Below are 24,923 nucleotides of genomic sequence, written 5' to 3' on the forward strand. Positions count from 1 at the left end.
AGCGATACCACCCCTGACCTGGACAAGATCGTCGAGGCGCTGCGCCGGAGCATGCTGGACGCTGAGCGGCTTCGCGAGGAGAACGCGCTGCTGCGCGGGAGGACCGACCGGTTCGACGAGCCCATCGCCATCGTGGCCATGGCATGCCGTTATCCGGGCGGAGTGGCCTCGCCGGAGGACTTGTGGCGGCTGGTGTCCGATGGCGCGGACGCGATCACGGAGTTCCCGGAGGACCGCGGCTGGGACGTCGCCGGACTCTACGAGCCGAACCCGCACTCTTCGGCTGCCGGCAAGACCTACTCCGCCCGTGGCGGCTTCCTTGACGGTATGGCCGACTTCGACCCCGTGTTCTTCGGCATATCCCCGCGCGAGGCCCTGGCCATGGATCCGCAGCAGCGACTGCTGCTGGAAACCGCCTGGGAGGCCGTGGAACGCGCGGGCATTGTTCCGGGCCTGCTGCGCGGCAGCCGGACCGGGGTGTTCACGGGGGTCATGTACCACGACTACGGGGCCGGTACCAGCGACGGAAGCCTCGTGTCCGGGCGGATCGCGTACACGCTGGGCCTTGAGGGCCCTGCGGTGAGTATCGACACCGCGTGCTCGTCGTCCCTCGTCGCACTCCATCTGGCCATGGAGTCGCTACGTCGAGGCGAGTGCTCGCTGGCGCTGGCGGGCGGTGTGACGGTGATGGCCGCGCCGGACATGTTCGTGTACTTCAGCGAGCAGCGCGGCCTGGCCCCGGACGGCCGCTGCAAGGCCTTCGCCGGGGCCGCGGACGGCGTGGGCTGCTCCGAGGGTGCCGGAATCCTGCTGCTGGAACGACTCTCGGACGCGCGCCGCAACGGCCACGACGTACTCGCGGTCGTTCGCGGTTCGGCGGTGAACCAGGACGGCGCGAGCAGCGGCCTCACGGTGCCCAACGGGCCTGCCCAGCAGCGCGTGATCCGGGACGCGCTCGCCTCGGCGGGTCTCACGGCTGGCGATGTGGACGTGATCGAGGCCCACGGGACCGGCACGAAGCTCGGTGACCCGATCGAGGCTCAGGCACTGCTCGCCGTCTACGGCCGCGAGCACACTCCCGAACGCCCCCTCTGGCTCGGATCGGTGAAGTCGAACATCGGGCACACCCAGGCGGCGGCGGGCGTCGGCGGCGTGATCAAGACGGTTCTCGCGCTGCGGCACGGCGTGCTCCCCAAAACGTTGCACGTAGACGAGCCCTCGCCACAGGTCGACTGGTCGGACGGCACGGTGCGGCTGCTCACCGAGCCGGTCGCCTGGCCGGACACCGGTCGGCCGCGCCGAGCCGGCGTCTCGTCCTTCGGGATCAGCGGCACCAACGCGCACATCATCCTCGAAGCGGCGCCGGCCCCTGACGCGGGGCACGAGGCAACGGCCACGGGGCCTACCGGCGGCCGGACCGTACCGTGGGTGCTCTCGGGGCACAGCTCCGAAGCACTCCAGGCACAGGCGGCCCGGCTCGCGTCGTTCTACGACGGCGCCTCGTCCTCACCGCTGGACATCGGCTTCTCTCTCGCGACCACGCGCTCGGCGTTTCAACACCGCGCGGTGATCCTCGGTGCGGACGAGAACGAGTGGCGAGCCGGGCTGCACGCTGCGAGCGCGGGGGCCGATCACCCGTCCTTGGTGCGTGGGGCGGCCAGACCGGACGGGCTCACCGCGTTCCTGTTCTCCGGGCAGGGATCGCAGCGTCCCGGCATGGGCCGACAGCTCGCCATGTCGTTCCCGGTGTTCGCCCAGGCATACGACACGCTGTGCACGGAGCTGGACCGGCATCTCGAACGTCCACTGCGCGAGGTCATCGACACCGATCCGGAGGCGCTCAACCAGACCGAGTACACCCAGCCCGCGCTCTTCGCGATCCACGTCGCGCTCTTCCGGCTGTTCGAATCCTGGGGCCTGAAGGCGGACGTCCTCATCGGCCACTCGATCGGCGAACTCGCCGCCGCATACGTCGCGGGGGTGTGGTCACTGTCGGACGCCTGCTCACTCGTCGCCGCACGAGGCCGCTTGATGCAGGCTCTTCCGGCCGGCGGCGCGATGCTCGCGATCGCCGCCTCGGAGGACGAAGTCATTCCCGAACTGTCGTCCGACGTCGCCATAGCGGCGATCAACGGCCCCCGCTCCGTCGTCATCTCGGGTGAGCAGGACGCGGTACTGGCCATCGCGGATCGACTCGCACGCCGTGGCGGCCACCGGACCAAGCGCCTTCGCGTGTCGCACGCCTTCCACTCGCCGCTGATGGATTCGATGCTCGCCGAGTTCCGCGGCGTCGCCGAGAAGCTGACCTACTCGCCGCCCGACAAAGCGATCGTCTCGAACGTGACCGGAAGGCTCGCCGGCGCCGATCAACTGTGCACACCCGAGTACTGGGTCCGGCATGTACGCGAGACCGTCCGGTTCTGCGAGGGCGTGCGTGCTCTCGAAGCCCACGGCGTATCCCGATTCGTCGAACTCGGCCCGGACGGTTCACTCTCCTCGCTCGGCCAGGAGTGCCTGCTCGGGGACCGCCCCTCCGCCTTCATCCCGGTACTCCACCGAGACCGCCAGGAGGCGCGGCAGGTGACCGCCGCCGTCTGCGGTGCCCATGCGCACGGCGCCGAGGTGAGTTGGCCGGCGTTCTTCGACGGCAGCGGCGCACGGCGTATCGACCTTCCCACCTACGCATTCCAGCGGCAGCGGTACTGGACCGACGCCGCGTCCGCAGCCCCGGCGACGCGGCCCGCGGCCCAGGACCACCTCCTCCACGTCGATTGGCACCCCTGGACCACGGACGGTGCTCTGCCGCCGGCGCCCGACCACGTCGTCCTCGCCGCCGATGATCTCGAAGCCATCGGGCGTGCCACCTCCGGCGCTGTGCCAGAACTCGTACTCGCTCCGTTCACCACCCAGACCGACCGAACCGCGGACATCCCCGCCGCCGCCCGCGCCGCCGCCAAACGTGCCCTCGCGCTCGCTCAGTCCTGGGCCACCGATGAACGACTGGCCTCCTCTCGCCTCGTGTTCGTGACCAGGAGAGCGATCGCCACGTCCCCGACCGAGGGGGTCGCGGACCTCGCGCAGTCACCGGTCTGGGGGCTCATCCGCACCGCGCTGCTGGAGTACCCAGGCCGCTTCGCACTCGTGGACATCGATGTTCCGGACATCGCCGACATCCCTGCCTCCACGATTCTCGCCGCGCTGAATGCCGGAGAACCGACCATCGCGGTGCGCGACGGCCGGAGCTTCGTCCCCCGGCTGGCGAAGTCCCTGTCATCTCATACCGCCGATGCCGTGCCAACAGCGACATTCGACGCAACGGGCACCGTCCTGATCACCGGAGGCACCGGCGAACTCGGCGGACACATCGCGCGGCACCTGGTGACCAAGCACGGAGTGCGGCACCTGCTCCTCGTCGGCCGCCGAGGCATCGCCACCCCCGGCGCCACCGAACTGCGAGCCGACCTGACCGAGTTGGGCGCGCAGGTCACCGTTGCCACGTGTGACGTGTCCGACCGCGAAGCGCTACGACAAGTGCTCGCCGACATTCCAGCGACAGCGCCGCTGCGCGCGGTGATCCACGCCGCCGGAGTGGTCGACGACGGCATCCTGACGGCACTCACTCCCGCACGCCTCGACGCCGTCCTTCGCCCCAAGGCCGACGCGGCATGGCACCTCCACGAACTCACCGCTGACCTCGACTTGTCGGCGTTCGTCCTCTTCGGCTCCGGCGGCGGCACGTTCGGCGCCCCGGGCCAGGCCAACTGGGCGGCAGCCAGCGTGTTCGTCGATGCCTTGGCGCAGCACCGCGTTGCGAGCGGCCTCCCGGCCACCACACTGGCCTGGGGCATGTGGGCCTCCGGAGGGCTGGCGGGCCGACTTGCGGCGAAGGACGTCATCCGGATGGCGCGCTCCGGTGTGCGCGGCTTGTCGATCGAGGAGGGCCTCGCCCTGTTCGACCGTGCCCTGGCCGCCGGTCGGCCGGTGCTTGTGCCGATGCACATGGACGCCGACGCCATCCAACCGGGGCCGGAGGGCGTCCCGGCGATCCTACGAGGCCTGGTCCGCGACCGGCCGCAACAGGGTGCCGACATCAGCGCCCCGGACACGGCTTGGGATCGGCTGACCCGACAGACCGGAAAAGAACTCGACGCTGCGATCCTCGAACTCGTCCGTTCCACCGCCGCGTTCGTACTCGGTCATGACCGCGGCGAGGCAATCGACCCCGACCACGGCTTCCTGGACATCGGCTTCGACTCGCTCACCGCGATCGAGTTCCGAAACCGCCTCGCGGCGGTGACCGGCCGCCCCCTGCCCGCAACCCTTATCTTCGACTACCCCTCCGCCACCGCGCTGACCGGCTTTCTCCGTGCCGAGGTCCTGGCGGAGACTGCGCCGCGGTCGGTGGACGAGCAGCTCACCGTACTGGAGTCGGCACTTGTCTCCGCACACCCCAACGATGCGGACCGAGGCCGTATCGTCAGCCGCCTGCGTTCCCTGGCCGCAGCTCTTGCCGTACGCAGGTCGCAGTCCTTCTCCGATCCCGTCGACCTCGAACAGAGCAGTGCCGACGAACTGTTCGATCTCTTGGACGAGGAACTGGCGAAGTGAGGCGGAGTCGCTGATCGATGCGCCCCTCAAACACGCAGCCGGACACTGCGGTCGCGAAATGATCTCAGTCGCCGCGGCACGGTGCCCTTGACGGATCGTCGTCCCCAGTCGTTCGAGGAGGTGCCGCCGTGCGCGGTCTGCGGACGAAGCTCAGGCCCAGACCTGGAGCGACCCGCTGATCTCGCGATGGGTGAAGCCTCGACTGGTGGGCAGAGCCACCGTGGTCTCGGCCGGCGTCAGCTTCGTCCATCGGTCGGCCGTGCTGTTCTCCTTCCGATTGCGGGCTACGACACGCTGATGGTTGCCTTCGTGCTGTATGGCGTAGACCTTTCGTTTTCGCGTCGTGGAACACATGCGGAAAGTCGGAGACGTACTGGTCCATAGCATGTTTGGGTGACGGAGAAGTGATCTTCGGGAGAAATCCGGGAGGGAATTCTGTTTGATTTTCCGACACTCACGCTAACGAGTGTCCTGAACGGCGGACAAGGCGAACTGTGCGGTTGTGTCAGCAGGGATGACCGACAGGCTCACGACCGGTATCGAAAGGAGTAGGGCTCCCTTCCACCTCCAGCCACTATCGCGAACAACTACTCGTGGATCCTGAGATCGCCTTGCCATGCTCAGGTCTGGAAAAGAGCACGGCAGCAGGGAAGACCACGACAACCGGGGCGCGTCCAGGCAGACCCCCGAGGAGGTTCCATGCGATCCCTTGCGCGGCAGGCGGGTGCCTGCTTTGTCGAGAGCCGGCCCAGTGTCCAACTGGTCTTTCTTCTGCGCTTCCTGGCCGGCACGCTGCTCGGTGTGGCCGCGGGCCCGGCCCGGCCCGGCAACGTAGCGGTCGTAGCCGCCGGCTGGACGTGTTGCACGATGGCCATCTATCTCTTCAACGGCGTCGCGGACCGAGAGGAGGACATCGCGAACGCTTCGACCCGGCCCATCGCCTCGGGGCGATTGCCCGTCCGGTCAGCCGTGACCGCGGTGGGTGCTCTCACCGTCACCGGCTTGCTGTGCGCGTTCTCGGTCGGGATCGGCTCTGGCCTGCTGGCCGTGGGATATCTGCTGGTTGGATACGCCTATTCCGGGCCGCCGTTCCCGCTCAAGCGGACCTATTACACCTGTACCGGGGCCGGAATCGGACTCGGTCTGGCCACTTATGCGGCCGGGTTCCTCGCCGGAGGCCGCCGGCCGGATGTCAGCCTGGTCATTTTCGCCGGGACGATGACCCTCTGGATGGGCTGTGTCGGAGGCATCGCCAAGGAGTTCTCCGACGTCGAAGGCGACCGGGCGGCGGGCCGGCGTACCTGGCCGATGGTGCTCGGGAACACCGGGGCCCGGTGGCTGCTGGCTGTGGTCGCCGGTGGAATAGCGACAGGCCTCACGGTTGCGGCACTGCTGTACTCGGCGCAGCTGATCTGGTGCGCCGTCACCGTACTTCTCGGAGCCCTCGGCGTCACCGTTGCCGGGCTGCGGGCGACTCCGGGCGAGGACCGATCGTCACGCAGAAGGCCCTATCGCGCCTTTATGGCTACCCAACTTGCTGCCCACCTTGTCCTGGCCGCGTCGCTGTGAAGCAGAAATCAGGACATTCCGCAGGTGAACTCGACAGACCATCATGAAGAAGGGCAGCGGAACACGTGAAGAAGGGCAGCAGAACTGGGCATCACGACCGTTTTGGATCTTGATGCTTCCTTAGCAGTGCTGGTTGTCTTTGTCGATAGGGAGAAGGTCGGCATTCGAGTATCCTTTGCGCTGTCAACGCAGAGAGAGGCGCAAAGATGATGGAGCGTGGTGACTCGTTCCCTGCGGAGATGCATCGAGCGGCCGGGCTGGTCGAGGCGCATTCTCATGAGATTCTGGCACTGTATGAAGAGGAACTCCGCGCAGCTCGCCACGTCATCGCCAGCGACCCGGTCACGATACGTCAAGCCTTGGCGCATGCCGAGCAGGTGCTTGCAGACATCGTCACCAGCCTTCGAGCAGGTCAGGTTCAGGTGGACGGGTGTCACGGAGTCCTGGCTCGCACCATCGGGGCCAGCAGGGCGGCCAGTGGCATCCATCCCCGTGAATCTCTCATGGCCGCCTCTTTTCTCTATGGCGCAATCCTCTCCACGGTGTCGCGGCTGCTTACTGCCTTCACCGATCCGCTGGGCGTTTTTTCCGCGATCGCGCTGACGCTGGAGCGAAGCATCTCCATGCGGGTTCGTGAGGCGATGGGCAGCTATACCGCGTTCCTGCTCGACAAAATGCAGGACGTGCAACTTGAGGAACGGCGCCGAATAGCCCGCGACCTCCATGACCGCATCGGACACGGAATCAGCGTCGCCTACCGCAATATGGAGCTTTTCGGGCTCTATCAGGAAAGTGACCCCGTGAAAGCAGCTGCCAGAGTGGAGTGCGCGGAGAATGCCATTCGGGAGACCATGCAGAACCTGCGGGCGGTGACCTCGGACCTCCACTCCAAGGAGATGCTGAAGAACCTGGAGAAGGCCCTTCTTCACTATCTGGAATCAGCAGACTGTGAGGGTGTCGACGTCCGCCTGCAGTCGAGTGGGGACGAACGGTGGGCCCAGCCGGAGGTGCTGGACGAGGTTTTCCTCATGATCAGGGAAGCCTCGCACAATGCGCTCCGTCATGCGGGCGCGTCCGTGTTACTCATCAACGTGACCATCACTCCCCTTGAGCTCCGTGCTTCGGTCGAGGACGACGGCTGCGGATTCGACCCGCGGCAGTGCTCTGTATCCGGCGGCGTCGGTCTGTTCTCCATGCGCGAGCGCGCCAGGCTGCTCAAAGGACGGATGCTGGTCAACAGCCGGCTGGGTCTGGGAACTCAGGTGGAGTTTCTGATACCCCTCGAGAAGGCGGCGCCCGCTTCATGAACCGCTACGAAGACAGCGACGCCGGCACGGTGGAGGACGAGGCGAGGATCACCATCGTCCTGGTTGATGATCACGCTCTCGTCCGCGAAGGGCTGAGAGAGATCATCGCCTCCCACGACGACATGACCGTTGTGGGCGAGGCAGGCCACAGCGAGGAGGCGGTCGCCAAAGTGGCGCGCCTCCGTCCGGACGTGGTCCTGCTCGACATCGAGATACCTGGGGGCGAACCCACCGACACCGTGACCCAGATGCGGGCCCTCTCGCCGAAGTCGCAGATCGTGATCGTGAGTATGTACGACGGCCCTCAGCTGCTGCGCCGGCTGATCGCTGCCGGGATCCGTGGCTATCTGCTCAAGAGCGTGGACCGGCGCGAACTGGTGTCGGCGATCCATAGCGTTCATCATGGCCACGACCGCATGGTGCTCGCGGTCTCCCGGGAATCCCTCGCTTACATACAGGGGGCTGAAGATGTGGCGCTCTCACCCAGGGAACTGGAGATCCTTGAGCTGGTGGCCCAAGCGCTGAGCAATAGCCAGATCGCTCATCGGCTCCTCATCTCCGAGGCGACAGTCAAGCGCCATCTGCGCAACATATTCGTCAAGCTGGACGCCAACTCGAGAATCGACGCCGTCAACAAGGCCGTCAACGCGTCCCTCATCTCATCGCAGCACGACCGGCCGAGCCGCCGTGACCGCCACGGCTGAGTCAGTCGAGACCGGGGCGCGACGTGAACTCCATATGTTCCTCCTCCCGTGCTTTGAAGGAAGCGGAGAAGATCGTGCTCAACCTGTGCTGGGTCTCCCGATCGAGCCGAAGGCCATGAGCTGACAGGTTCATCTCCAGATGGACGCGGTCTCGCGTGCTCGGCACCGGAACGATGTCCTCTCCGCAGGAGAGTAACCAGGCCAGGGCTAGGCGGCCTGCTCCGATGCTTATGTCGGCCGCGACCTCCTCCAGAGCACGCAGTGAACTTCTGACAGCCGAAAGTCTTTTCTCTGAGAAGCGGGGATCGGCGTGCCGTGAATCCTCTGCGCTGAGCTGCGTCGGGTCGGTGATTCGGCCGGTGAGCAAGCCTCGGCCGAGAGGTTGGCAAGCCATCAGACCGATACCCCGGCGGCGGGCCAGCGGGAGGAGATCGCGCTCTGCTTGACGCTCCCACAGGGAATACTCGGCGGCGACGACGTCGACGGGGTGGATGGCATGGGCGCGGACCAGTTGGTCCCCGGACACACCACCGACTCCTATGCGACGGATCTTTCCTGCTTCCAGAAGGCCGCTCAGCTCGCCCATCTGCTCCTCGATGGGCACTCGCAGACCATCTGGATACACGACATACAGATCGATGTGTTCGACACCGAGTTGCCGGAGGGCCTCTTCGCAGTCGTCCACCAGCCCTCGGGAGTCAACCCGTGTCACAGCTCCCGCGTCGAACGGTCGGCTGTGGACCGCGATCAGCGCCTCGTCACGCCGGGAGGCAACAGCCTGTCCGACTATCCGCCGCACTCTCCCTCCAGGAGAGGCGTCTGCGGTGTCGACCAGGACCACACCCGCGTCGAGGGCCTGACGGACCAGATGGACGGCTTCCGTTTGGTCGATCGGGCCGTAGGCCCCACCGAGTGCCATGCCGCCCAGACCAAGCCTGCGAGCTCCCGTGAACGGCGGGGACGATCCTCCCAAGCGCATGTGTTCCAGCCCTCAATGTGTGGTGATCCTGGTCAGGGCACCAGTCTTCGCGATCCGAGCAAGGTTTCCCTGTGCCCATGCTCGGCTCTGGGACGTTGGGGAAACTACCCCAGCCCGACCCCTATTCCCCCCACGTTTTCACGTATTTCCTGTGCAAGTTTCTTCGCTGATGGGGAGTCACTGAGAAGCTAGCCAGGAGAAGTTGACTGGTTATCAGGTTCCTTGCTTCGGCTGTCGCCTGCTCGTCGTAGTGCTTCTTTTCCGAACTCGACCAGGCTGAGGAAGCCGAGCCGCTCCTGCATGGGGCGGGAGTCGTAGAAGCCGTTGATGTACTCGAAGAGCCCGAGGTTCACCTCGGCCCGGGTGATGAGGGTGCGGCCGGGGAGGCCCTCGGTCTTGATGAACATCCAGAGATTCTCGGCGAGGGTGGCTTCGGGCAATCCCCGACCGAGCCCATGCATGCTGCAACTCCCGCCTGCAACAGGAGAGTTGTGAGCCTGGTGGACGTCGATTCTTTGCCTGCACTCAACCGGTCGTCGCAACGCCAGCTCGTTGAGCCAACGGTAGTTGTTCACCGAGGACTTCGGCGGGTGTTTGCCAGCCGGGCGTCCTGTATGGCCGGTTGTTGAGCGTCGCTGCGACCGCCTGGAGGTCCTACTTGCCTTGGCGTGCCAGGTCGGTGCCTTTGGGGAAACGCTGCTTCAGCAGGCCGTTGGTGTTTTCGTTGGTGCCGCGCTGCCAGGGACCGTGCGGGTCAGCGAAGTAGATCCGCAGCCCGGTTTCCTCGGTCAACTGCCCATGCTGGGCGCGTTCCTTGCCGCGATCCCAGATCAGCGACTTCCGCAGGGACTCCGGGAGTGCGGTGAGCCATCCTTGCAATGCCCAGAGCCGTCGCCTGCTGCCGGAACTGGTCGCGCACCACTCCGGCTGACGGTACTGATGCCGGCGCGCAGCTGACGCCGAACCGATTCCCACCGTGCCGCTCGACGGCGTGCGAGCCTTCGACGAGCCGCTTCCGTGTCGCCGTCCGATATGGCCTGTGTGCTCATCGCGTAGGGGGCCACCGGTCGCCCGGAAAGGCGTCCCGATCTCCCGTAGCAGCACCAACCACTACTTCGAGCTCCTGGACACCCGGCACGATTTCTCCGCGCAGGACGTGCTCTCCGACACACTCGACCTCAACTTCGACTGCGCGATGTTGGACCTGTTCTGCGCCTGGCGGGCGGGTGCCACCGCGCTCTCTTACCCCTCCAGGCCGATCGTGACCTGCCCGAATTCGCTGCTGTCAACGGGGTGTTGGTGCGGTACTTCACCGCCAGTGGAATTTCCCCCATCCGCCAGCGGGGTGGACTGGGCCCTGGCGCACTGTCGACCCTGCGCTTGAGCTTCTTCGCGGGTGAGGTGCTGCGGTGGGAGGACGCCGACGTCTGGCAGCGGGCGGCGCCGGGTTCCGTAGTGGATAACCTCTACGGTCCCACCGAACTGGCCATCATCGTCTCTGTCCACCGGTGGTCCGCAGAGCGTACGCCCGCGCTGGCGGTCACCGGGGTTGTACCGATCGGGGCGGTCCACGGCGGACACCGTCACCTGCTCCTGGGGGACGACGCGGAGAAGTCGCAGACCGAGGGTGAACTGTGCGTGGCGGGGCTTCAGGCAACTCGGGAGTATCTCGCCCCGGGGACGACGATGGCCGGTTCCTGGAGCGAAACTGCCGTCGCTGGTACCGGACCGGCGGAGGATGTGATCGACAGGACGGTTCTGAAGCCCCGGGCGAAGGAGCTGATCGGGGCCTTGAAGCAGGGGGTACTGGGGTAGCTCCAGGGTTTTTCGGACGACCGGCATTTCGTAGTCTTCGGATAGAAGAGTTCCCCGAGAAGAGGGAGAAGTGCATTGGGGAGCGGGTTTGTTCATTCAGCTCTGGACGATGCCGCTTCTGCAGCTAACGGACACGGCTACCAGGACGGAATGCGCTTCATCGGAAAAATCCGGGATGCCGAGGACCTGGGCGGTATCCGGAGAGCCACTCCCGGAACAGCTGACATCGTTTCTCGACAACATCCGCTGACGCCAACCGGATGTCTACCAGAACCTATGGAGTTCACAGATGAGCGATTTCAACGACTTCCCTCCCGGCTCCATGGCCACGCTGGACGAGTCCGGCGCGGTCCGGTCGTCGCTGGTGCGTCGGCTGGAGGGAATGCAGTCCTCGGAGCAGTACCGTTCCCTGCTCGCCCTGGTCCGTACGGAGACCATCGAGGTTGCGCGGAGCATCGACTCGGGGGCCCCTGAAGCGTTGGCAGATGGGCAGACCTTCAAGGACCTCGGATTCGGGTCTCTGGCGGCGATCGACCTGCACGCCAGGCTCACCGCCGCCATCGGCCTGGAGCTGCCCCTCGCCATGGCGTTCAACCATCCGACTCCTGCCGCGCTGGCGCTGTATCTGCAGAGGGTGCTTGGACTGTCGACGGTGGCAGAGGAAGGACCGACGCCTGTCACGGTGCCCCATGGCGAATCCGTCGCCATCGTCGGTGCCGGCTGCCGGTATGCAGGCTCCGCCGAATCCCCGAACCCTCTTTGGCAGTTGGTGTTCGATGGCAGGGAGGCGCTCGTCGACTTCCCGTCGGACCGTGGGTGGGACCTCGACGGTCTCTACGACTCGGACCGCAGCAAGCCGGGAAAGCGCTATGTCCAGAAGGGCGGGTTCCTCTAGGAGGTGCTCCTCGTCGACGCGGACTCCCCCCGACGCGGCCCTGCTGGACCGGACTCTCCATGTCCAGGCGGCTCTGTTCACCGTGGAGACGGCGCTGTTCCGGCTGCTACCGGTCGACAGGCTGCGTTCCGCAGGTCGTCGCGGGCAACTCCATCGGCGGGATTGCTGCCGCACAAGCCCGCCGGCTTCCTGATCCTGGGTGCGGCTAGCCCCTGGCCGTACTTCTTCTCCATGGCGCACTTCCGCTTCCTGTGCTGGGTGCTGCTGCGTGCCCCACGCCTGCACAGCGGAACTTGTAGCGGCGTCTGGGGCGCGCTTCGCACCGGTAGCCGGGCTCAACCGTCCGCAGCGCATTCCGCCCTGGACTTGCCCGACAAATTCACCGAGGTGACCTCCGTGGACAACGAGGAGAGACCGTGCGCCTGTCTCAAGAGGACCACGGTGGAAACGTGTGAGGTCCGACGGCGGCTGACCGAAGCCGAGAAGCTGGAGTCCGAGCCGATCGTGATCGTCGGAATGGGCTGCCGGTTCTCAGGCGGTATCGCGAGCCCCGAGGACCTGTGGCGGGTGCTGGAGGTCGGTGGTAACGAGACCATGGACTTCGCCGTGGACAGGCAGTGGCCCGTCGATCTCTGCGATCCGGAGCCTGGCGAGCCATGGGCGAGTTGCACGCACAGGGGCGGGTTCCTCCACGATGTGTCGGGCTTCGATCCAACGGTCCCCGGGATCGGCTCGCGCGAAGCCCTCACGATGGACACACGGCAGCGACCGCTGCTGTTGACCTTTTGTGAGGCGTTCGAACGCGCCGGCATCGTTCCCACCTCGCTCCGGGGCAGCACTACCGGAGACTTCCTCGGGATCGTGTGCGACTACAGCTCGCGGCTGGGCGGTGCCCCCGATGAGGTGGTGTGCTACCTCAGCAGCCGCACCGCCAACAGTGGCGTCTCGGGCCATCTGTCGTACCTCCTCGGTCTGCAAGGCCCCGCGATCACGGCGTGCTCCTCCTCGCTGGTGGCCCTGCACCGGGCCGTTCTGTCACTGCGCCGGGGTGAGTCCTCCAGGGCGCTGGCCGGGGGCGCGACGGTGATGCAGACGACCGAGAGCCTCGTCCAGTTCAGCACCCAGCGGGGGATGTCGGCTGACAGTCGTTGCAAAGCGTTCGCCGCCACCGCCGACGGCACCGGGTTCTCCGAGGGCGCGGCTGTGGTGGTAGCGGAGCGTGTGTCTGACGCCCTGCGGCACGGGCACCCGGTGTTGGCGCTGGTGCGGGGCTCCGCTGTCAATCAGGAGTGCGCTGTTAACGGCATGACGGCACCCAACGGAATGGCCCAGCAGCGCGTCATCGGCGAGGCGCTGCGGAACGCGGGGCTGACGGCCGGCCAGGCCGACATGGTGGGGGTACAGGGGACCGGTACGCCACTGGGCGACCCGATCGAGGCGCAGGCGCTTCGCGCCGCGTATGGGCGTGGCCGTCCTGCCGAGAGACCTCTGCTCCTCGGCTCGCTGAAGTCGAATGTCGGGCTCACCCAGGCGCCCGTCGACGTGGCCGACGTCATCAAGTCGGTGTCGGCGATACAGCGCGGCACCATTCCCAGGACGCTGCACATCGACGAGCCCACCCCCCATGCCGATTGGTCCGTCAGCGGCGTGTGGCCGACCACCGAGGCCGTGCCGTGGCCTGTCACCGGAAGCGCCCGGCGGGCAGGGACGTCTTGCTTCGGTATGAGCGGCACCAACGCGTACGTAGTCCTGGAGGAGGCACCTGCGACCGGTGAACCGGTCAACGCGACCGCACCGCAGCGCAGGGGGAGCGCTGTCCCTCGGCTGGTGTCGGACAGGACCCGGGAAGCTCTGCGGGCGCAGGCCGCTTCCCTCGTCTCCCACATCTGCGCCCGTCCTGGTCTCGAACCACTGGACGTCGGATACCGACTGTCCACCTCCCCGGCGATCATGGAGAGCCGGGGGGTGGCGATCGGCGAGGAGACGGACGGGCGACTGGTGGGACTTCGAGCGCCGGCCCACGGCGGCACCGCCCGCGAGACCGCCGAGGCACTCGTGCCCTTCACGGACTGGGAACTGTCGGCTGTCATACGCAACGAGGCGGGCGCGCCGGGGCGCGAGCGGACCGATGTCGTCCAACCGGCTCTGTGGGCCGTCATGGTGTCCTTGGCCGAGCTGTGGCGCTCGCACGGCCTGGAATCCACCGCCATGGTCGGGCACTCACGGGGCGAGATCGCCGCCGCGTGTGCCGCGGGCGCGCTGGCCCTGGAGGACGGGGCGAAGGTGGAGGGGCTGCGCAGCCAGGCCAACGCCGACGAACTGGCCGTACACGCCGGCATGATGGCCGTCTCGCTCCTGGTGGGCCAGGCACTGCAACGATTTTCGCCGCGGACGGGCAGGCTGTCGCTTGCCGTCGTGAACGGGTCCTCCTCCGTGGAGGTCAGCTGCGACCCGGAGGCAATGGACGAGCTGCCCGTGCAGCTGAGGGCCGACGGCAACCGCCATAGGCGGCCCGTGGACTGTGCGTTGCACTGCGCCCATGTGGAGGGGATCCGCGAACGCCCGATGAAGGTCCTCGCAGACGTGCGCCCGCCCAGCAGGGGCGCTTCCCGTCCACCGCTCGTTAGCCGAATCGGGTACCTATGATCGAGAACCTGCTGGCCGCACCGATCGTGACGGCCCAGTCGTTCGGGGATCCAGATCCCCCGCCGCCGCTGTTTCCCGAGGAGGAGCAGCTGATGGCCAAAGCCGTGGCTGAGCGCCGCCGGGAGTTCAGTACCGCACGCGCATGCGCCCGGCGTGCCCTGGCCGGTCTCGGCGTGCCACCCGTTCCGATCCTGTCGGGTCCGCGTGGGGCACCGGTGTGGCCCACCGCGGTCGTCGGCAGCATGACGCACTGCCGGGGTTACCGTGCGGCAGCCGTGGCACGGGCGGTCGACATGGTGTCGCTCGGCGTGGATGCCGAGCCCAACGCTCCGTTGGCGAGCCACTCGGTGTTGAAGCTTGTCAGTCTTCCAGAAGAACGGGTACGGCTGCGCCGACTGGCCGCCAGCCGGCCCGAGGTGTGCTGGGACCGGCTCCTCTTCAGTGCCAAGGAGAGCGTTTACAAAGCGTGGTACCCGCTCGCCGGCCGCTGGCTGGACTTCCACGAAGCGACCATCGAGGTGCATCCCGCGGCAGGCACGTTCACCGCGCGTCTTCTGGTGCCGGGGCCGTTCGTCGCAGGCAACCGGGTCACCCACTTCCACGGGGGTTGGCTGGCAGAACACGGCTTTCTCATGACCGCAGTCACTGTTCCCCATGTACCACCTGACGTCCGGCGGCCGGACGGAGTGTAGACCTGACGGCGGATCCGACGATCATGAGAGAGACGTCAAGTGGCTGACACCGCAGTTGAGTTGAAGACCGTGGAAGGGGTGGCGAACCAGCTGGGCCGGGACGTGTTCGGCGAGACCCAGGCCGCTCGTTCGCAGCGGCAGACAGACGTCCTCCACCTCCACCTCCACCAGCTCTACCGCTACAAGTGACCGCACTCGGTCAGTCGGTGTCCACTCAGAAGCCCTGGTGTCGAGACGCTTGAGGCGAACTGTTCGCGGTGCCGAAGTCGAACGGCATCGACCGGTTCGTCGTGCAACATGAGCTCTGCCTCAGCGTGTATGGAGGCGTCGGGCAGGGGCTGGCACGCCGCCTGCAGGTCTCGCACCTGCGGGACGGTGCAGCAGGGCGTCTGCCTGAAACGGGCGGAAGGTCCGCTCGACCTCTGTGTGTGGCTGGATCTGCTCTGACCAGCAAGAGATTTCCCGAAGGAAGGCGGAGAAAAGCGCGGCCGGCACGACTCGAACCTGCGGCCGAGCGCTTCGAAGCGCTCGGCCAGGCCACGGCTGCTACCCCCTGACCTGTGCTTACGTGATGCGCTGACCGGCTGTCAGTGAATTTTCCGGCGTTTCCGGGAAGGATCGCGCTGGCCCTGAATTGTGTCGAGCGTGCAGATCCGTGAAGGTTCTCAAGTGAGGTGGGGCCCCTCGCGCAAGCAGCCACTGTGGAGGTGTTGGCCGCCCGGCGCAGGCATGAGCCGTTGGGTGACTCTCTTATTTGCGTAATGACGCAACAAGGGGCACACTCGTGGGGGTCGGGTTCCGCGTGCGCCAAGGGCGCGTGCCGGGGCACAGTCACCTCACGGATCGGAGGCAGCCATGGGTGCCGAACCTCCCAGTCCGCGCTGCCTTCCGGGCACGCGCTGACCCTCGTACCTTCGGGCCTCGGCCCTGATTTCCCCGCGCCGGACGCGGCCCGCTCCCGATGAGGCGGCGGTGTTTCCCGGGCGCACCCCCTCCTTCTTCTCCTACCTGTCTTTCCCATGCTGTGTGGGTGAGCCCTGCCCTGCCGTCGGCGCGTCTGCCCCGGCGGGGCGATGCCGGCGTGCCCAGAGTGTGGGCGGAGGTCTTCCGTGATGTCGTTCCGTACGGACACCAAGCCTGCCGAGTCGGCGGCGCGCACGCCCATGGTCGCGCGACTGCCGGGGCGTCTGTCGCAGTTCTCCTGGGTGGATGCGGCGGTCGCCGCTGCCGTGCTCGTCCTGCTGTACGTGGTGCTGCGGGTGGGTCAGGGCACCACCGTCGCCTTCAGTACTCACCAGAACGTGCACGTCGACACCGATCCGTCCCAGTTGCCGTACGACGCTGCTCGGTCACTGCTGCGGATGTTCATGGCGCTGGCCCTGTCGGTCGCGTTCACGTTCTGCTATGCCTATGCGGCTGCCAAGAGCCGTCGGTTGGAGCGGATCCTGATCCCCGCGCTGGACATCCTGCAGTCGGTGCCGGTGCTGGGCTTCCTGACCGTGGCGGTGACGGGGTTCATCGCCCTGTTCCCCGGCTCGATGCTGGGCCTGGAGTGTGCGGCGATCTTCGCGATCTTCACCTCGCAGGCGTGGAACATGACGTTCGGCTTCTACTACTCCCTCACTTCCCTGCCGCGAGAACTGGACGAGCTGTCACGGTCGTTCGGGTTCACCCGGTGGATGCGGTTCTGGAGGGTGGAGGTCCCGGCCGGGACGATCGGCCTGGTCTGGAACGGGATGATGAGCTTCGGCGGCGGCTGGTTCTTCCTGGTCGCCTCCGAGGCCATCAGTGTCAACAACCAGCAGTACGCGCTGCCAGGCGTCGGCTCCTACGCCGGCGCCGCCATCAGCGACGGCGACCTCGGCGAGGTCGGCTGGGCCATCCTGACCATGGCCGTGATGGTGATCGGCGTGAACTTCCTGTTCTGGCGGCCCCTGACTGCCTGGGCGGAGAAGTTCAAGAACGAGCAGTCCGAGGCCAGCGAGGTCCAGCGGTCGTACGTCCTGGACTTCCTGCGGCGTTCGCACTGGCCGCGGCTGCTCGGCCGGCTGCTGCGCCCGGTCGGGCGAGGGCTGAACCGGGCGGGGCGCGTCCTGGGCCGGGACGACCGGCCGCTGGTGGTGGATCCCGCACGGCGGCGCACCGGTGACGTCGTCTTCACCGTCGTCGCGGGCGGGCTGATCCTCTGGGGTCTTTTCGACCTCGGCCGTTTCCTCGACGACCGCACCGGCCTCGGTGTCTTCGGTGAGCCGTTGCTGCTGGGCCTGGCCACGCTCGTCCGGGTCCTGGTCCTGGTCGCGCTCGCGACGGTGATCTGGGTGCCGGTCGGGGTGAGGATCGGCTTCTCGCCGAGGTTGACGCGTATCGCCCAGCCCGTCGTCCAGGTCCTTGCCTCCTTCCCCGCCAACTTTCTCTTCCCGCTGGCGGTGTGGTTCTTCCTCAGGACCGGCCTGTCGATCAACATCGGCGGCACGCTGCTGATGGCGCTGGGCGCCCAGTGGTACATCCTCTTCAACACCATCGCCGGTGCCATGGCCATCCCGACCGATCTGCGCGAGGCCATGGACGACCTGGGGGTCACCGGTTGGCAGCGGTGGCGGCGGCTGATCATTCCGGGGATCTTCCCTTCGTACGTCACCGGCGGCATCACGGCCTCGGGGGGTGCCTGGAACGCCTCGATCGTTTCTGAGGTCGTCACCTTCGGCGGTACGACGCTCACCGCGACTGGCCTGGGCGCGTACATCGCCAAGGCCACCGAACACGGCGACTACCCGCACCTGATCGCGGGCGTCGCGGTGATGAGCGTCTACGTCGTCGGGCTCAACCGGCTGCTGTGGCGGCGCCTGTACCGGCTCGCCGAGGCCCGCTACTCCCTCTGAACGTTCCTTTCTTTCAAGCGACTTGGAGCACGTCATGGTGCTGAACTCCCTGCGTGGCCTCCTGGGCCTGCGCGTCGACCGCGACACCCCGACCTTCGACAGGATCCGTTCCGCGGACGGCGACGTCCTGCTGGAGACTGTCGGCCTCACCAAGTCCTACGCGGGCGCCGACGGCGAGCTGCCCGTTCTGTCCGGCATCGACCTCCAGGTCCGCGCCGGTGAAGTCGTCGCCCTCCTGGGCAAGTCGGGCTCGGGCAAGTCGACGCTGCTGCGCTGCCTGGCCGGACTCGTGCCCGCCAGCTCCGGCACCGTCGCCTACAAGGGCGCCCCGCTGACCGGCGCCAACCCGGGTACGGCCATGGTGTTCCAGACCTTCGCGCTGCTGCCGTGGCTGACCGTGCAGCAGAACGTCGAACTCGGCCTGGAGGCCAAGGGAGTCGGTGCCGTCGAGCGGGCGCACGCGGCTCGGCGGGCCATCGACCTGATCGGTCTGGACGGCTTCGAGTCCGCCTACCCCAAGGAGCTCTCCGGCGGCATGCGCCAACGCGTCGGCTTCGCGAGGGCGTTGGTCGTCGAGCCGGACGTGCTGATGATGGACGAGCCGTTCTCCGCCCTCGACGTGCTCACGGCCGAGAACCTGCGCGGCGAACTGATGGAGCTGTGGGAGTCCGGGCAGTTCCCGACCCGGGCGATCGTGCTGGTCACGCACAACATCGAGGAAGCCGTGCTGATGGCCGACCGGATCGTCGTCCTCGGCTCCCGCCCCTACGGCACCGTCCGCGAGGTCTTCGAGGTCGGCCTGGACCGCCCCCGCGACCGGAACTCGGCCACCTTCGAAGACCTCATCGATCGCGTGTACCGGACGATGACCGGGCGGCAGAAGGAAGGCCGCACCCCCGGCCGTGCGGAGCCGGTGGACGCCATCGAGCTGGAGAAGCGCACCCCGGCCAACACCCCGCTGCCCACCGCGAGCGTGGACGGCCTGTCCGGCCTGGCGGAGATGATCGCCCACCGCGGCGGACGCGCCGACCTCGCCGACCTCGTCGACGACCTCGGCCTGGAGGTCGACGACGTACTGCCCCTCGTCGACGCCCTCGACCTGCTCGGCTTCGCCGTCGTCCACGGCGACGACCTGCTGCTCACCGACACCGGAACGGCCTTCGCGGGCGCCGACGTACAGAAGTCCAAGACCATCTTCGCCGAGGCGACATCGGGCGCCCCGTTGGTCAGGCTGATCAGCAGCAGCCTCCGCCAGAACCCCGACGGCACCCTGCGCGCCGGGTTCTTCCGCGACGTTCTGGCCCACCACTTCACCAGCGAGCAGGTCACCCGCCAGCTGGAGACGGCCACCGACTGGGGCCGCTACGGCGAGCTGTACTCCTACGACGCCGAGCCGCAGGAGTACCGACTGGACGAAGGCGACACCGACGCCGTATGGGAGGGACAGGTCCGATGAACACGCTGCACTTCGCCACCGGCCTCGGCTCGGGGCTGGCCGCGGGTCGCTGATCGGCATCGAGAGGCAGTGGCGCCAGCGGATGGCCGGGCTGCGGACGAACACACTGGTGGCCACGGGTTCCGCTCTGTTCGTGCTGCTGTCCAGCTCCTTCGGCACGGGCGATCCCAGCCGGGTCGCCGCCCAGGTGGTCTCCGGCATCGGCTTCCTCGGCGCCGGTGTCATCATGCGCGACGGTCTGAACATCTCCGGTATGAACACGGCAGCCACTCTGTGGTGTTCGGCCGGAGTGGGTTCCCTCGCCGGAGCCGGACTGCCCGGGTACGCCCTCGCCGGTGCGGCGGCGGTCGTCGCCGTCAATACCGCCGTACGTGGACTCGCCCAGCGACTGGACCGCCAGCCCGGCTCGGGCGACGAGGTCCCGACCCCGTACCGCGTGGAGGCCGTGGTCGCCGCCCGCGACGAAGCCCACATTCGCGCCCTGCTCGTACAGTCGCTCGCCGGATCCGACAGGCGTCTGCACGCGGTCGCCGCCACTGCCGACGGCGAGGACGGGCAGGTGCGGATATGCGCGGAGATCGCCTCCGACGGCGCCGACAGCGCACCGGTGGAGATCGCGGTCGCCCGCATTAGCATGGAACCGGCCGTCGTCTCCGCCGCCTGGCGGCGGACGGCCGCATGACGAGCGGAAACTCAGGTCTCCGCAACCGGGAGGTGCCGCGCCCGAGCCGCAACCGGGCGCTCCTTCGCGACCGTCGCGGGGACCTCGCACGCCTCCGCTGCATCCTCCGGGGCCTCGGCGGCGTCGCCTGCCAGTACCGCGCTCTCCAGCAGCGCCCGCGCCTGACGCCCGGCGGCCCGGTAGTAGATCCGAGTGCCCTCGCGGCGGGAGGCGACCAGCCCGGCCGCGCGCAGCTTCGCCAGGTGCTGGGAGGTGGCCGCGACATGCGCGCCGATCAGCTCCGCCAGTCGGCTGACCGGCAACTCCCGCTCGCTCAGCGCCCACAGCAACCGGTAGCGCGACGGATCGGCGACCGCCTTGAGCACCGCCACCGACCGCTCGGCCCGCTCCTCGTCCCATGACGCTACTTGCGCTTCCATGCAAATATGCTAACCGGTGGCCCGGACCACGTCCGTGCCCCGCAAGGAGGTGAGCCATGACAGCCCACAACACGCCCCGGCCGTGGGTCCCCGTAGTCGACTGTGCCCTGTACGAGTACGGGCGCCGTCGGCCGGGGCAGCTGTCGCCGGAAGAGGCCATGGATGCCGCCCGCACCACCCCCAGTGCCTTCGCCTGGATCGGTCTGCACGCCTCCACCGCCGACCAACTCCAGGCCGTCGCCGGGGTGTTCGCCCTCCACCCGCTGGCGGTCGAGCACGCCCTGGAAGCCCACCAGCGGCCCAAGCCGGAACGGTACGACGACACCCTCTTCCTCGGCCTGCGCACTGCTGCCTACGTCGAACACGGCCGGCTGACGCCCACCGCCGACCTCGTCGGCACCGGTGAGATCATGGCCTTCGCGGGCCGCGACTTCATCGTCGTAGTCCGCCACGACCTCTCAGAGCCGCTCACCGGCGCCCGCAGCCGCCTGGAGGCCGACCCCGAGCGCCTCGCCCACGGCCCTGCCGCCGTCCTGCACGCCATCGCCGACTCCGTCGTGGACCAGTACCTCGACGTCGTCACCGCCCTGGAGACCGACGCCGACGAGATCGAGAACGATGCCTACTCCCCGGACACCGGCCACGATATCGGCCGCATCTACCAGCTCAAGCGCGAACTCGTCGAACTCAAGCGAACCGTCGTGCCACTGGCCCGGCCCGTGCGCGGCCTCGCCGTACGCCGCGTCCCCGGCGTGGACCGGGAACTCACCGCCTACTTCCGCGACGTCGCCGACCACCTCACCCAAGCCGCAGAACGCCTCACCGCTCTGACCGAACTCGTCGACAACACCCTGACCATGGCCCTCGCCCAGACCGGCCTCCGGCAGAACCATGACATGCGCCGCATCAGCGCCGCCGCCCTGATCGCCATCCGCCAGGCGTCCTATTTCCTGTCGAAGATCGAGCTCCGGCGCGGCAAGGCATCGACGATGGCGCTCTGGCGCAAGAGACTGTTGATCGCCACCTTCCACATCGCGGCTGACGCCGCCGAGCACTTCGGCCTGCCCCGCGACCGTACGGTCACCAGGGGCTCTCAGATCGAGGTGTTGACACGCCTGTCACTCACGGCTCATGTCGCGAACGACGGGCCTGCCGGACTGGAGTTGCCATGCCCGCACGCCTGAACACCGGTGTCGACTCTGCTTCGGATACCGGTGTCTCAGGCAGCGCTGCGGCTGACCAACAGGTCAGCCAGCTTGTTCAGGCGCTTGACGGTACGGTCCTCGGTCGCGGCCTGGGCCGGTTCGACGCGCGTGGCACGGTCGTAGTAGGCGCCGTTGACGATCTCCACGGCCGGGTCGCACAGCCGTACCACGTTCGCGGCGCCCTCGGCAGGCGATATGCCTTTGTGGGCGTACAGCGGCAGCAACGCCGTGTCGCAGACGCCGGGGTGCACGGAGACGGCGGTGACGCGCTGGTCGGCCGCGAACACGGTGAGGGCGAGCTGGGACTGGGCATAGGCAGCGACGCGGGTGTATCGGCGGGTGCGGTTGGGGTCGGACCACTGGATTGACCCCGTACGGTGCAGGGCCGACGACACGTTGACCACACGACCGCCCGGATCGCTGGTGAGTGCCGGTTCGAGGAGGCAGGTGAGCAGGTAGTGGGCGAGGAAGTTGACCTGGAAGGCGACTTCGTTGCCGTCGGCGGTCACGGTGTGCCGCTCGGGCGCGGCGATGCCGGCGTTGTTGACGAGTACGTCGAGGTGCGGGTGCTCGGCGGCGACCTGGCGGGCGAGGGTCTCGACCTTGTCGAGGTGGGCGAAGTCGGCGGAGTACGTGTGCAGTTGGCGGGGCTCGACGTCCGTGGTGGCGATGAGCCGGTCGGCGGCGGCGCGGGCCTCCTCGGCGGTACGGCCGTGCAGCAGTACGGTTGCGCCGCGCTCGGCGAGCTGTCGCGCGGTCTCCTGGCCGATGCCGGAGGTAGCGCCTGTGACGAGCACGGTACGGGAGGAAAGAGTGGAGTAGGACATGATCCGATCCGGGGTCGACGGCACGCGGACGAGGCCCCGGCGAGGGGCGGCGGGCGTGCGGGTGGAGGAGTGAGGCGGGGCGCCGGACGGGAGTCACGGCGCCCCGGAGGATGCGCAACGCGTCAGTGGGAGACGGACGCGGGCATTCCTGAACAGCGTGGCGCACGACTGGACGGCCGAGCGGGACTCGGCGGCCGGTCGAAGAGGAGCCAGGCGCTGTTCACGTCAGTCATGGAAGCCGTACCGCAGAGCGGTGGCAAGTTCGGCGCCTGGTCCCTGACGCCCCTCTGACGTCGGCATACGTGTCCTTGACGACGGCGCTGCCCGAACAGCACAAGGCGAGTTCAGTCGAGGCCCGGCACCCCCGAGATCAGCAGGTCGACCAGCTTGATGCCGAGGAAGGGCACCGTCAGCCCGCCCGGGCCGTACAGCAGTAGGTTGCGACGCAGCAGGTCGTGCGCCGACGCGGGCGTGTAGCGCACGCCGCGCAGTGCGAGCGGGATCAGCGCCACGATGATCAGGGCGTTGAAGATGATCGCCGAGGTGATCGCGGACGTCGGGCTGTGCAGGCTCATCACGTTCAGGTGTTCCAGCCCCCGGGTAGGCGCCGGCGAACAGCGCCGGGATGATCGCGAAGTACTTGGCGACGTCGTTGGTGATGGAGAACGTGGTCAACGCGTCCCGGGTGATGAGGAGTTGCTTGCCGATCTCGACGATCTTGATCAGCTTGGTCGGGTTCGAGTCGAGGTCGACCATGTTGCCGGCCTCCTTCGCCGCCGACGTACCCGTGTTCATCGTCACGCCGACGTCCGCCTGAGCCAAGGCCGGCGCGTAGTTCATCCCGTCGCCGGTCATCGCGACCAGTTTGCCGCCGGCCTGCTCGCGCTTGATGAGGGCGAGTTTGTCCTCGGGGGTGGCTTCGGACAGGTAGGCGTCCACGCCGCTTCCTCGGCGATGGCGCGGGCCGTGAGCGGGTTGTCGCCGGTGACCATGACCGTGCGGATGCCCATGCGGCGCAGTTCGGCGAAGCGTTCGCGGATGTGGTCCTTGACCACGTCCTTGAGGTGGATCAGGCCGAGGACACGCGGTCCGTCCCAGTCGTGCAGGCCACCAGCAGCGGAGTGCCGCCGGACGCGGCCACCGAATCGGCGAAGTGCTGTGCCTCGGGCGGGACTTCGCCGCCGTCATCCGCACCCAATCGATTTCCTCCTGGGCGGCTCCCTTGGGGATGGCGCACATGGCTCCGTTGTCCCAGCGCAGGTCGACGCCGCTCATCCTGGTGCGGGCGCTGAAGGCGACCCAGCGAGCGTTCGCCAACTCGCCCTCGGTGGGGGCCCGCAGGCCGTAGCGGTTCTTGGCGAGGACCACGACCGAGCGGCCCTCGGGTGTCTCGTCGGCCAGCGAGGAGAGCTGAGCGGCGTCCGCGAGCCGGCCCTCGTCGATGCCGGGCAGCGGGACGAACGCGGCGGCCTCGCGGTTGCCGAGGGTGATGGTGCCGGTCTTGTCGAGCAGCAGGGTGTTCACGTCCCCGGCCGCCTCGACCGCCCGGCCGGACACGGCCAGCACGTTGCGCTGCTCCAGCCGGTCCATGCCGGCGATGCCGATCGCGGAGAGCAGGGTGCCGATCGTCGTGGGGATGAGGGTGACGAGGAGAGCGACCAGGACGGTCGTCGACTGGGCGGCGTCCGCGTACTCGGCCATCGGTTGGAGGGCGACCACGACGAGCAGGAAGATGATCGTGAGCGACGCCAGCAGGATGTTCAGGGCGATCATCCGACGCACAGGCCGCCAACATCCTGCTGGCCGACGGTGACGCGGGCAAAGGGCGCCTGCGGACGCCGTACGGGAAGGCTGTCGCCTTCTACGATGACGCCCGCCGCGAGATAGGGCACGACCTGCGTACTCTCGCCGTCGCGGCACAGGGCGACAGGCGCGACGAGACGACCGTGGAGTCGCTCACCGACGGCTTCGCCGAGTACCAGGAACTGATCGGCCGGGCCCTGGAGAACGACGGGCACCACGGCGGCAAGGACGCCGCTCTCGTCGACTACCGCAGGGCCACCGACCTTCTGCGGCAGCAACTGCTCCCGGCGGCTCTGGCGTTGGTCTCCTCCAATGACGAGGCGTTCGACGCGCGGTACAGCGCGGCCCGAAACGCTCTTTCCGCCCGGCTCACGGCCGTAGTCGTCCTCAGCGTGCTGCTGCTGGCCGTCCTCGGTGCCCTGTAGTGGTACCTGGCC

General features: G+C 67.8%; 18 protein-coding genes and 2 pseudogenes. 14 read left to right on the forward strand and 6 right to left on the reverse strand.

Translation table 11 applies throughout. From position 1 onward, the window contains the following. Positions 1–39 precede the first annotated feature (39 nt). The 4 genes from OG595_RS42475 (at position 40) to OG595_RS42490 (ending at position 8,188) form a co-directional block, all read left to right on the forward strand. Complete coding sequence (locus OG595_RS42475) at positions 40–4,608, forward strand: type I polyketide synthase (protein ID WP_443073387.1); 4,569 nt, start codon at positions 40–42, stop codon at positions 4,606–4,608. A 699-nt stretch (positions 4,609–5,307) separates the two neighbouring features. Next, the gene (locus OG595_RS42480) at positions 5,308–6,177 is read left to right on the forward strand and encodes a UbiA family prenyltransferase (protein ID WP_329281797.1); all 870 of its coding nucleotides are present in this window, start codon (positions 5,308–5,310) and stop codon (positions 6,175–6,177) included. A gap of 206 nt (positions 6,178–6,383) precedes the next feature. Beyond that, the gene (locus tag OG595_RS42485) at positions 6,384–7,484 is read left to right on the forward strand and encodes a sensor histidine kinase (protein WP_329281799.1); all 1,101 of its coding nucleotides are present in this window, start codon (positions 6,384–6,386) and stop codon (positions 7,482–7,484) included. Next, a complete protein-coding gene (locus tag OG595_RS42490) occupies positions 7,481–8,188 on the forward strand; it encodes a response regulator transcription factor (protein WP_329281801.1) in 708 nt (235 codons plus the stop codon). The genes OG595_RS42485 and OG595_RS42490 overlap by 4 nt, the downstream gene beginning before the upstream one ends. A 1-nt stretch (position 8,189) precedes the next feature. Here OG595_RS42490 and OG595_RS42495 read toward each other — a convergent pair whose 3' ends face one another. The 3 genes and pseudogenes from OG595_RS42495 to OG595_RS42505 form a co-directional block, all read right to left on the reverse strand. Further along, the gene (locus OG595_RS42495) at positions 8,190–9,167 is read right to left on the reverse strand and encodes an aldo/keto reductase (protein ID WP_329281803.1); all 978 of its coding nucleotides are present in this window, start codon (positions 9,165–9,167) and stop codon (positions 8,190–8,192) included. Positions 9,168–9,355: 188 nt separating this feature from the next. Continuing rightward, positions 9,356–9,574 carry a hypothetical protein gene (locus tag OG595_RS42500; protein ID WP_329281805.1) on the reverse strand — a complete coding sequence of 73 codons (219 nt, stop codon included), beginning with the start codon at positions 9,572–9,574 and terminating at the stop codon, positions 9,356–9,358. 118 nt (positions 9,575–9,692) lie between these two features. After that, positions 9,693–10,049: pseudogene (locus OG595_RS42505) on the reverse strand (IS30 family transposase); the annotation flags it as partial. Between the two features lie 417 nt (positions 10,050–10,466). On the opposite strand from OG595_RS42505, the gene OG595_RS42510 reads away from it, so the two are divergent. The 8 genes from OG595_RS42510 to OG595_RS42545 all read left to right on the forward strand — a co-directional run bounded on the left by OG595_RS42510 (position 10,467) and on the right by OG595_RS42545 (position 20,232). Next, the gene (locus OG595_RS42510; protein ID WP_329281807.1) at positions 10,467–10,982 is read left to right on the forward strand and encodes an AMP-binding protein; all 516 of its coding nucleotides are present in this window, start codon (positions 10,467–10,469) and stop codon (positions 10,980–10,982) included. A 289-nt stretch (positions 10,983–11,271) separates the two neighbouring features. Continuing rightward, entirely contained in the window at positions 11,272–11,877 is a 606-nt protein-coding gene (locus OG595_RS42515; protein ID WP_329281809.1) for an acyl carrier protein, read from the forward strand. Positions 11,878–12,273: 396 nt separating this feature from the next. Beyond that, positions 12,274–14,523: a type I polyketide synthase gene (locus tag OG595_RS42520; RefSeq protein WP_329281811.1), complete on the forward strand. Its 2,250-nt coding sequence runs from the start codon at positions 12,274–12,276 to the stop codon at positions 14,521–14,523. Continuing rightward, positions 14,520–15,215, forward strand: a complete 696-nt coding sequence (locus tag OG595_RS42525) for a 4'-phosphopantetheinyl transferase family protein (protein ID WP_329281813.1) — start codon at positions 14,520–14,522, stop codon at positions 15,213–15,215. Before OG595_RS42520 ends, OG595_RS42525 begins: the two co-directional genes overlap by 4 nt. A gap of 39 nt (positions 15,216–15,254) precedes the next feature. Then, positions 15,255–15,404 (forward strand): hypothetical protein, encoded by a 150-nt coding sequence (locus tag OG595_RS42530; protein ID WP_329281815.1) that lies wholly within the window; start codon positions 15,255–15,257, stop codon positions 15,402–15,404. 923 nt (positions 15,405–16,327) lie between these two features. Next, positions 16,328–18,094: an ABC transporter permease gene (locus tag OG595_RS42535; RefSeq protein ID WP_329281817.1), complete on the forward strand. Its 1,767-nt coding sequence runs from the start codon at positions 16,328–16,330 to the stop codon at positions 18,092–18,094. A 34-nt stretch (positions 18,095–18,128) separates the two neighbouring features. After that, the gene (locus tag OG595_RS42540) at positions 18,129–19,550 is read left to right on the forward strand and encodes an ABC transporter ATP-binding protein (protein ID WP_329281819.1); all 1,422 of its coding nucleotides are present in this window, start codon (positions 18,129–18,131) and stop codon (positions 19,548–19,550) included. Between the two features lie 52 nt (positions 19,551–19,602). Beyond that, positions 19,603–20,232 (forward strand): MgtC/SapB family protein, encoded by a 630-nt coding sequence (locus OG595_RS42545; protein ID WP_329283606.1) that lies wholly within the window; start codon positions 19,603–19,605, stop codon positions 20,230–20,232. A gap of 11 nt (positions 20,233–20,243) precedes the next feature. Here OG595_RS42545 and OG595_RS42550 read toward each other — a convergent pair whose 3' ends face one another. After that, entirely contained in the window at positions 20,244–20,651 is a 408-nt protein-coding gene (locus tag OG595_RS42550; RefSeq protein ID WP_329281821.1) for an ArsR/SmtB family transcription factor, read from the reverse strand. A gap of 56 nt (positions 20,652–20,707) precedes the next feature. On the opposite strand from OG595_RS42550, the gene OG595_RS42555 reads away from it, so the two are divergent. Beyond that, on the forward strand, positions 20,708–21,835 hold the full coding sequence (locus OG595_RS42555) for a magnesium and cobalt transport protein CorA (protein WP_329281823.1): 1,128 nt from the start codon (positions 20,708–20,710) through the stop codon (positions 21,833–21,835). 35 nt (positions 21,836–21,870) lie between these two features. Here the strand turns inward: OG595_RS42555 and OG595_RS42560 are convergent, their stop codons facing one another. Together OG595_RS42560 and kdpB are read right to left on the reverse strand one after the other, a co-directional pair. Then, a complete protein-coding gene (locus OG595_RS42560; RefSeq protein ID WP_329281826.1) occupies positions 21,871–22,683 on the reverse strand; it encodes an SDR family NAD(P)-dependent oxidoreductase in 813 nt (270 codons plus the stop codon). Between the two features lie 344 nt (positions 22,684–23,027). Further along, positions 23,028–24,453: pseudogene (gene kdpB / locus OG595_RS42565) on the reverse strand (potassium-transporting ATPase subunit KdpB); the annotation flags it as partial. Between the two features lie 176 nt (positions 24,454–24,629). On the opposite strand from kdpB, the gene OG595_RS42570 reads away from it, so the two are divergent. Beyond that, positions 24,630–24,911, forward strand: a complete 282-nt coding sequence (locus OG595_RS42570) for a hypothetical protein (protein WP_329281828.1) — start codon at positions 24,630–24,632, stop codon at positions 24,909–24,911. Positions 24,912–24,923: the final 12 nt, after the last annotated feature.

The organism is Streptomyces sp. NBC_01451 (assembly GCF_036227485.1).
In the GTDB taxonomy this organism is placed as follows: domain Bacteria; phylum Actinomycetota; class Actinomycetes; order Streptomycetales; family Streptomycetaceae; genus Streptomyces.

What these genes read in the sequence shown, in the direction of transcription:
- OG595_RS42485 (WP_329281799.1), top strand. Translation starts at nt 6,384, where the DNA reads ATGATGGAGCGTGGTGACTCGTTCCCTGCGGAGATGCATCGAGCGGCC.
- OG595_RS42490 (WP_329281801.1), top strand. Translation starts at nt 7,481, where the DNA reads ATGAACCGCTACGAAGACAGCGACGCCGGCACGGTGGAGGACGAGGCG.
- OG595_RS42555 (WP_329281823.1), top strand. Translation starts at nt 20,708, where the DNA reads ATGACAGCCCACAACACGCCCCGGCCGTGGGTCCCCGTAGTCGACTGT.
- OG595_RS42525 (WP_329281813.1), top strand. Translation starts at nt 14,520, where the DNA reads ATGATCGAGAACCTGCTGGCCGCACCGATCGTGACGGCCCAGTCGTTC.
- OG595_RS42500 (WP_329281805.1), bottom strand. Translation starts at nt 9,574, where the DNA reads ATGTTCATCAAGACCGAGGGCCTCCCCGGCCGCACCCTCATCACCCGG.
- OG595_RS42550 (WP_329281821.1), bottom strand. Translation starts at nt 20,651, where the DNA reads ATGGAAGCGCAAGTAGCGTCATGGGACGAGGAGCGGGCCGAGCGGTCG.
- OG595_RS42560 (WP_329281826.1), bottom strand. Translation starts at nt 22,683, where the DNA reads ATGTCCTACTCCACTCTTTCCTCCCGTACCGTGCTCGTCACAGGCGCT.
- OG595_RS42540 (WP_329281819.1), top strand. Translation starts at nt 18,129, where the DNA reads ATGGTGCTGAACTCCCTGCGTGGCCTCCTGGGCCTGCGCGTCGACCGC.
- OG595_RS42515 (WP_329281809.1), top strand. Translation starts at nt 11,272, where the DNA reads ATGAGCGATTTCAACGACTTCCCTCCCGGCTCCATGGCCACGCTGGAC.
- OG595_RS42495 (WP_329281803.1), bottom strand. Translation starts at nt 9,167, where the DNA reads ATGCGCTTGGGAGGATCGTCCCCGCCGTTCACGGGAGCTCGCAGGCTT.
- OG595_RS42480 (WP_329281797.1), top strand. Translation starts at nt 5,308, where the DNA reads ATGCGATCCCTTGCGCGGCAGGCGGGTGCCTGCTTTGTCGAGAGCCGG.
- OG595_RS42535 (WP_329281817.1), top strand. Translation starts at nt 16,328, where the DNA reads ATGTCGTTCCGTACGGACACCAAGCCTGCCGAGTCGGCGGCGCGCACG.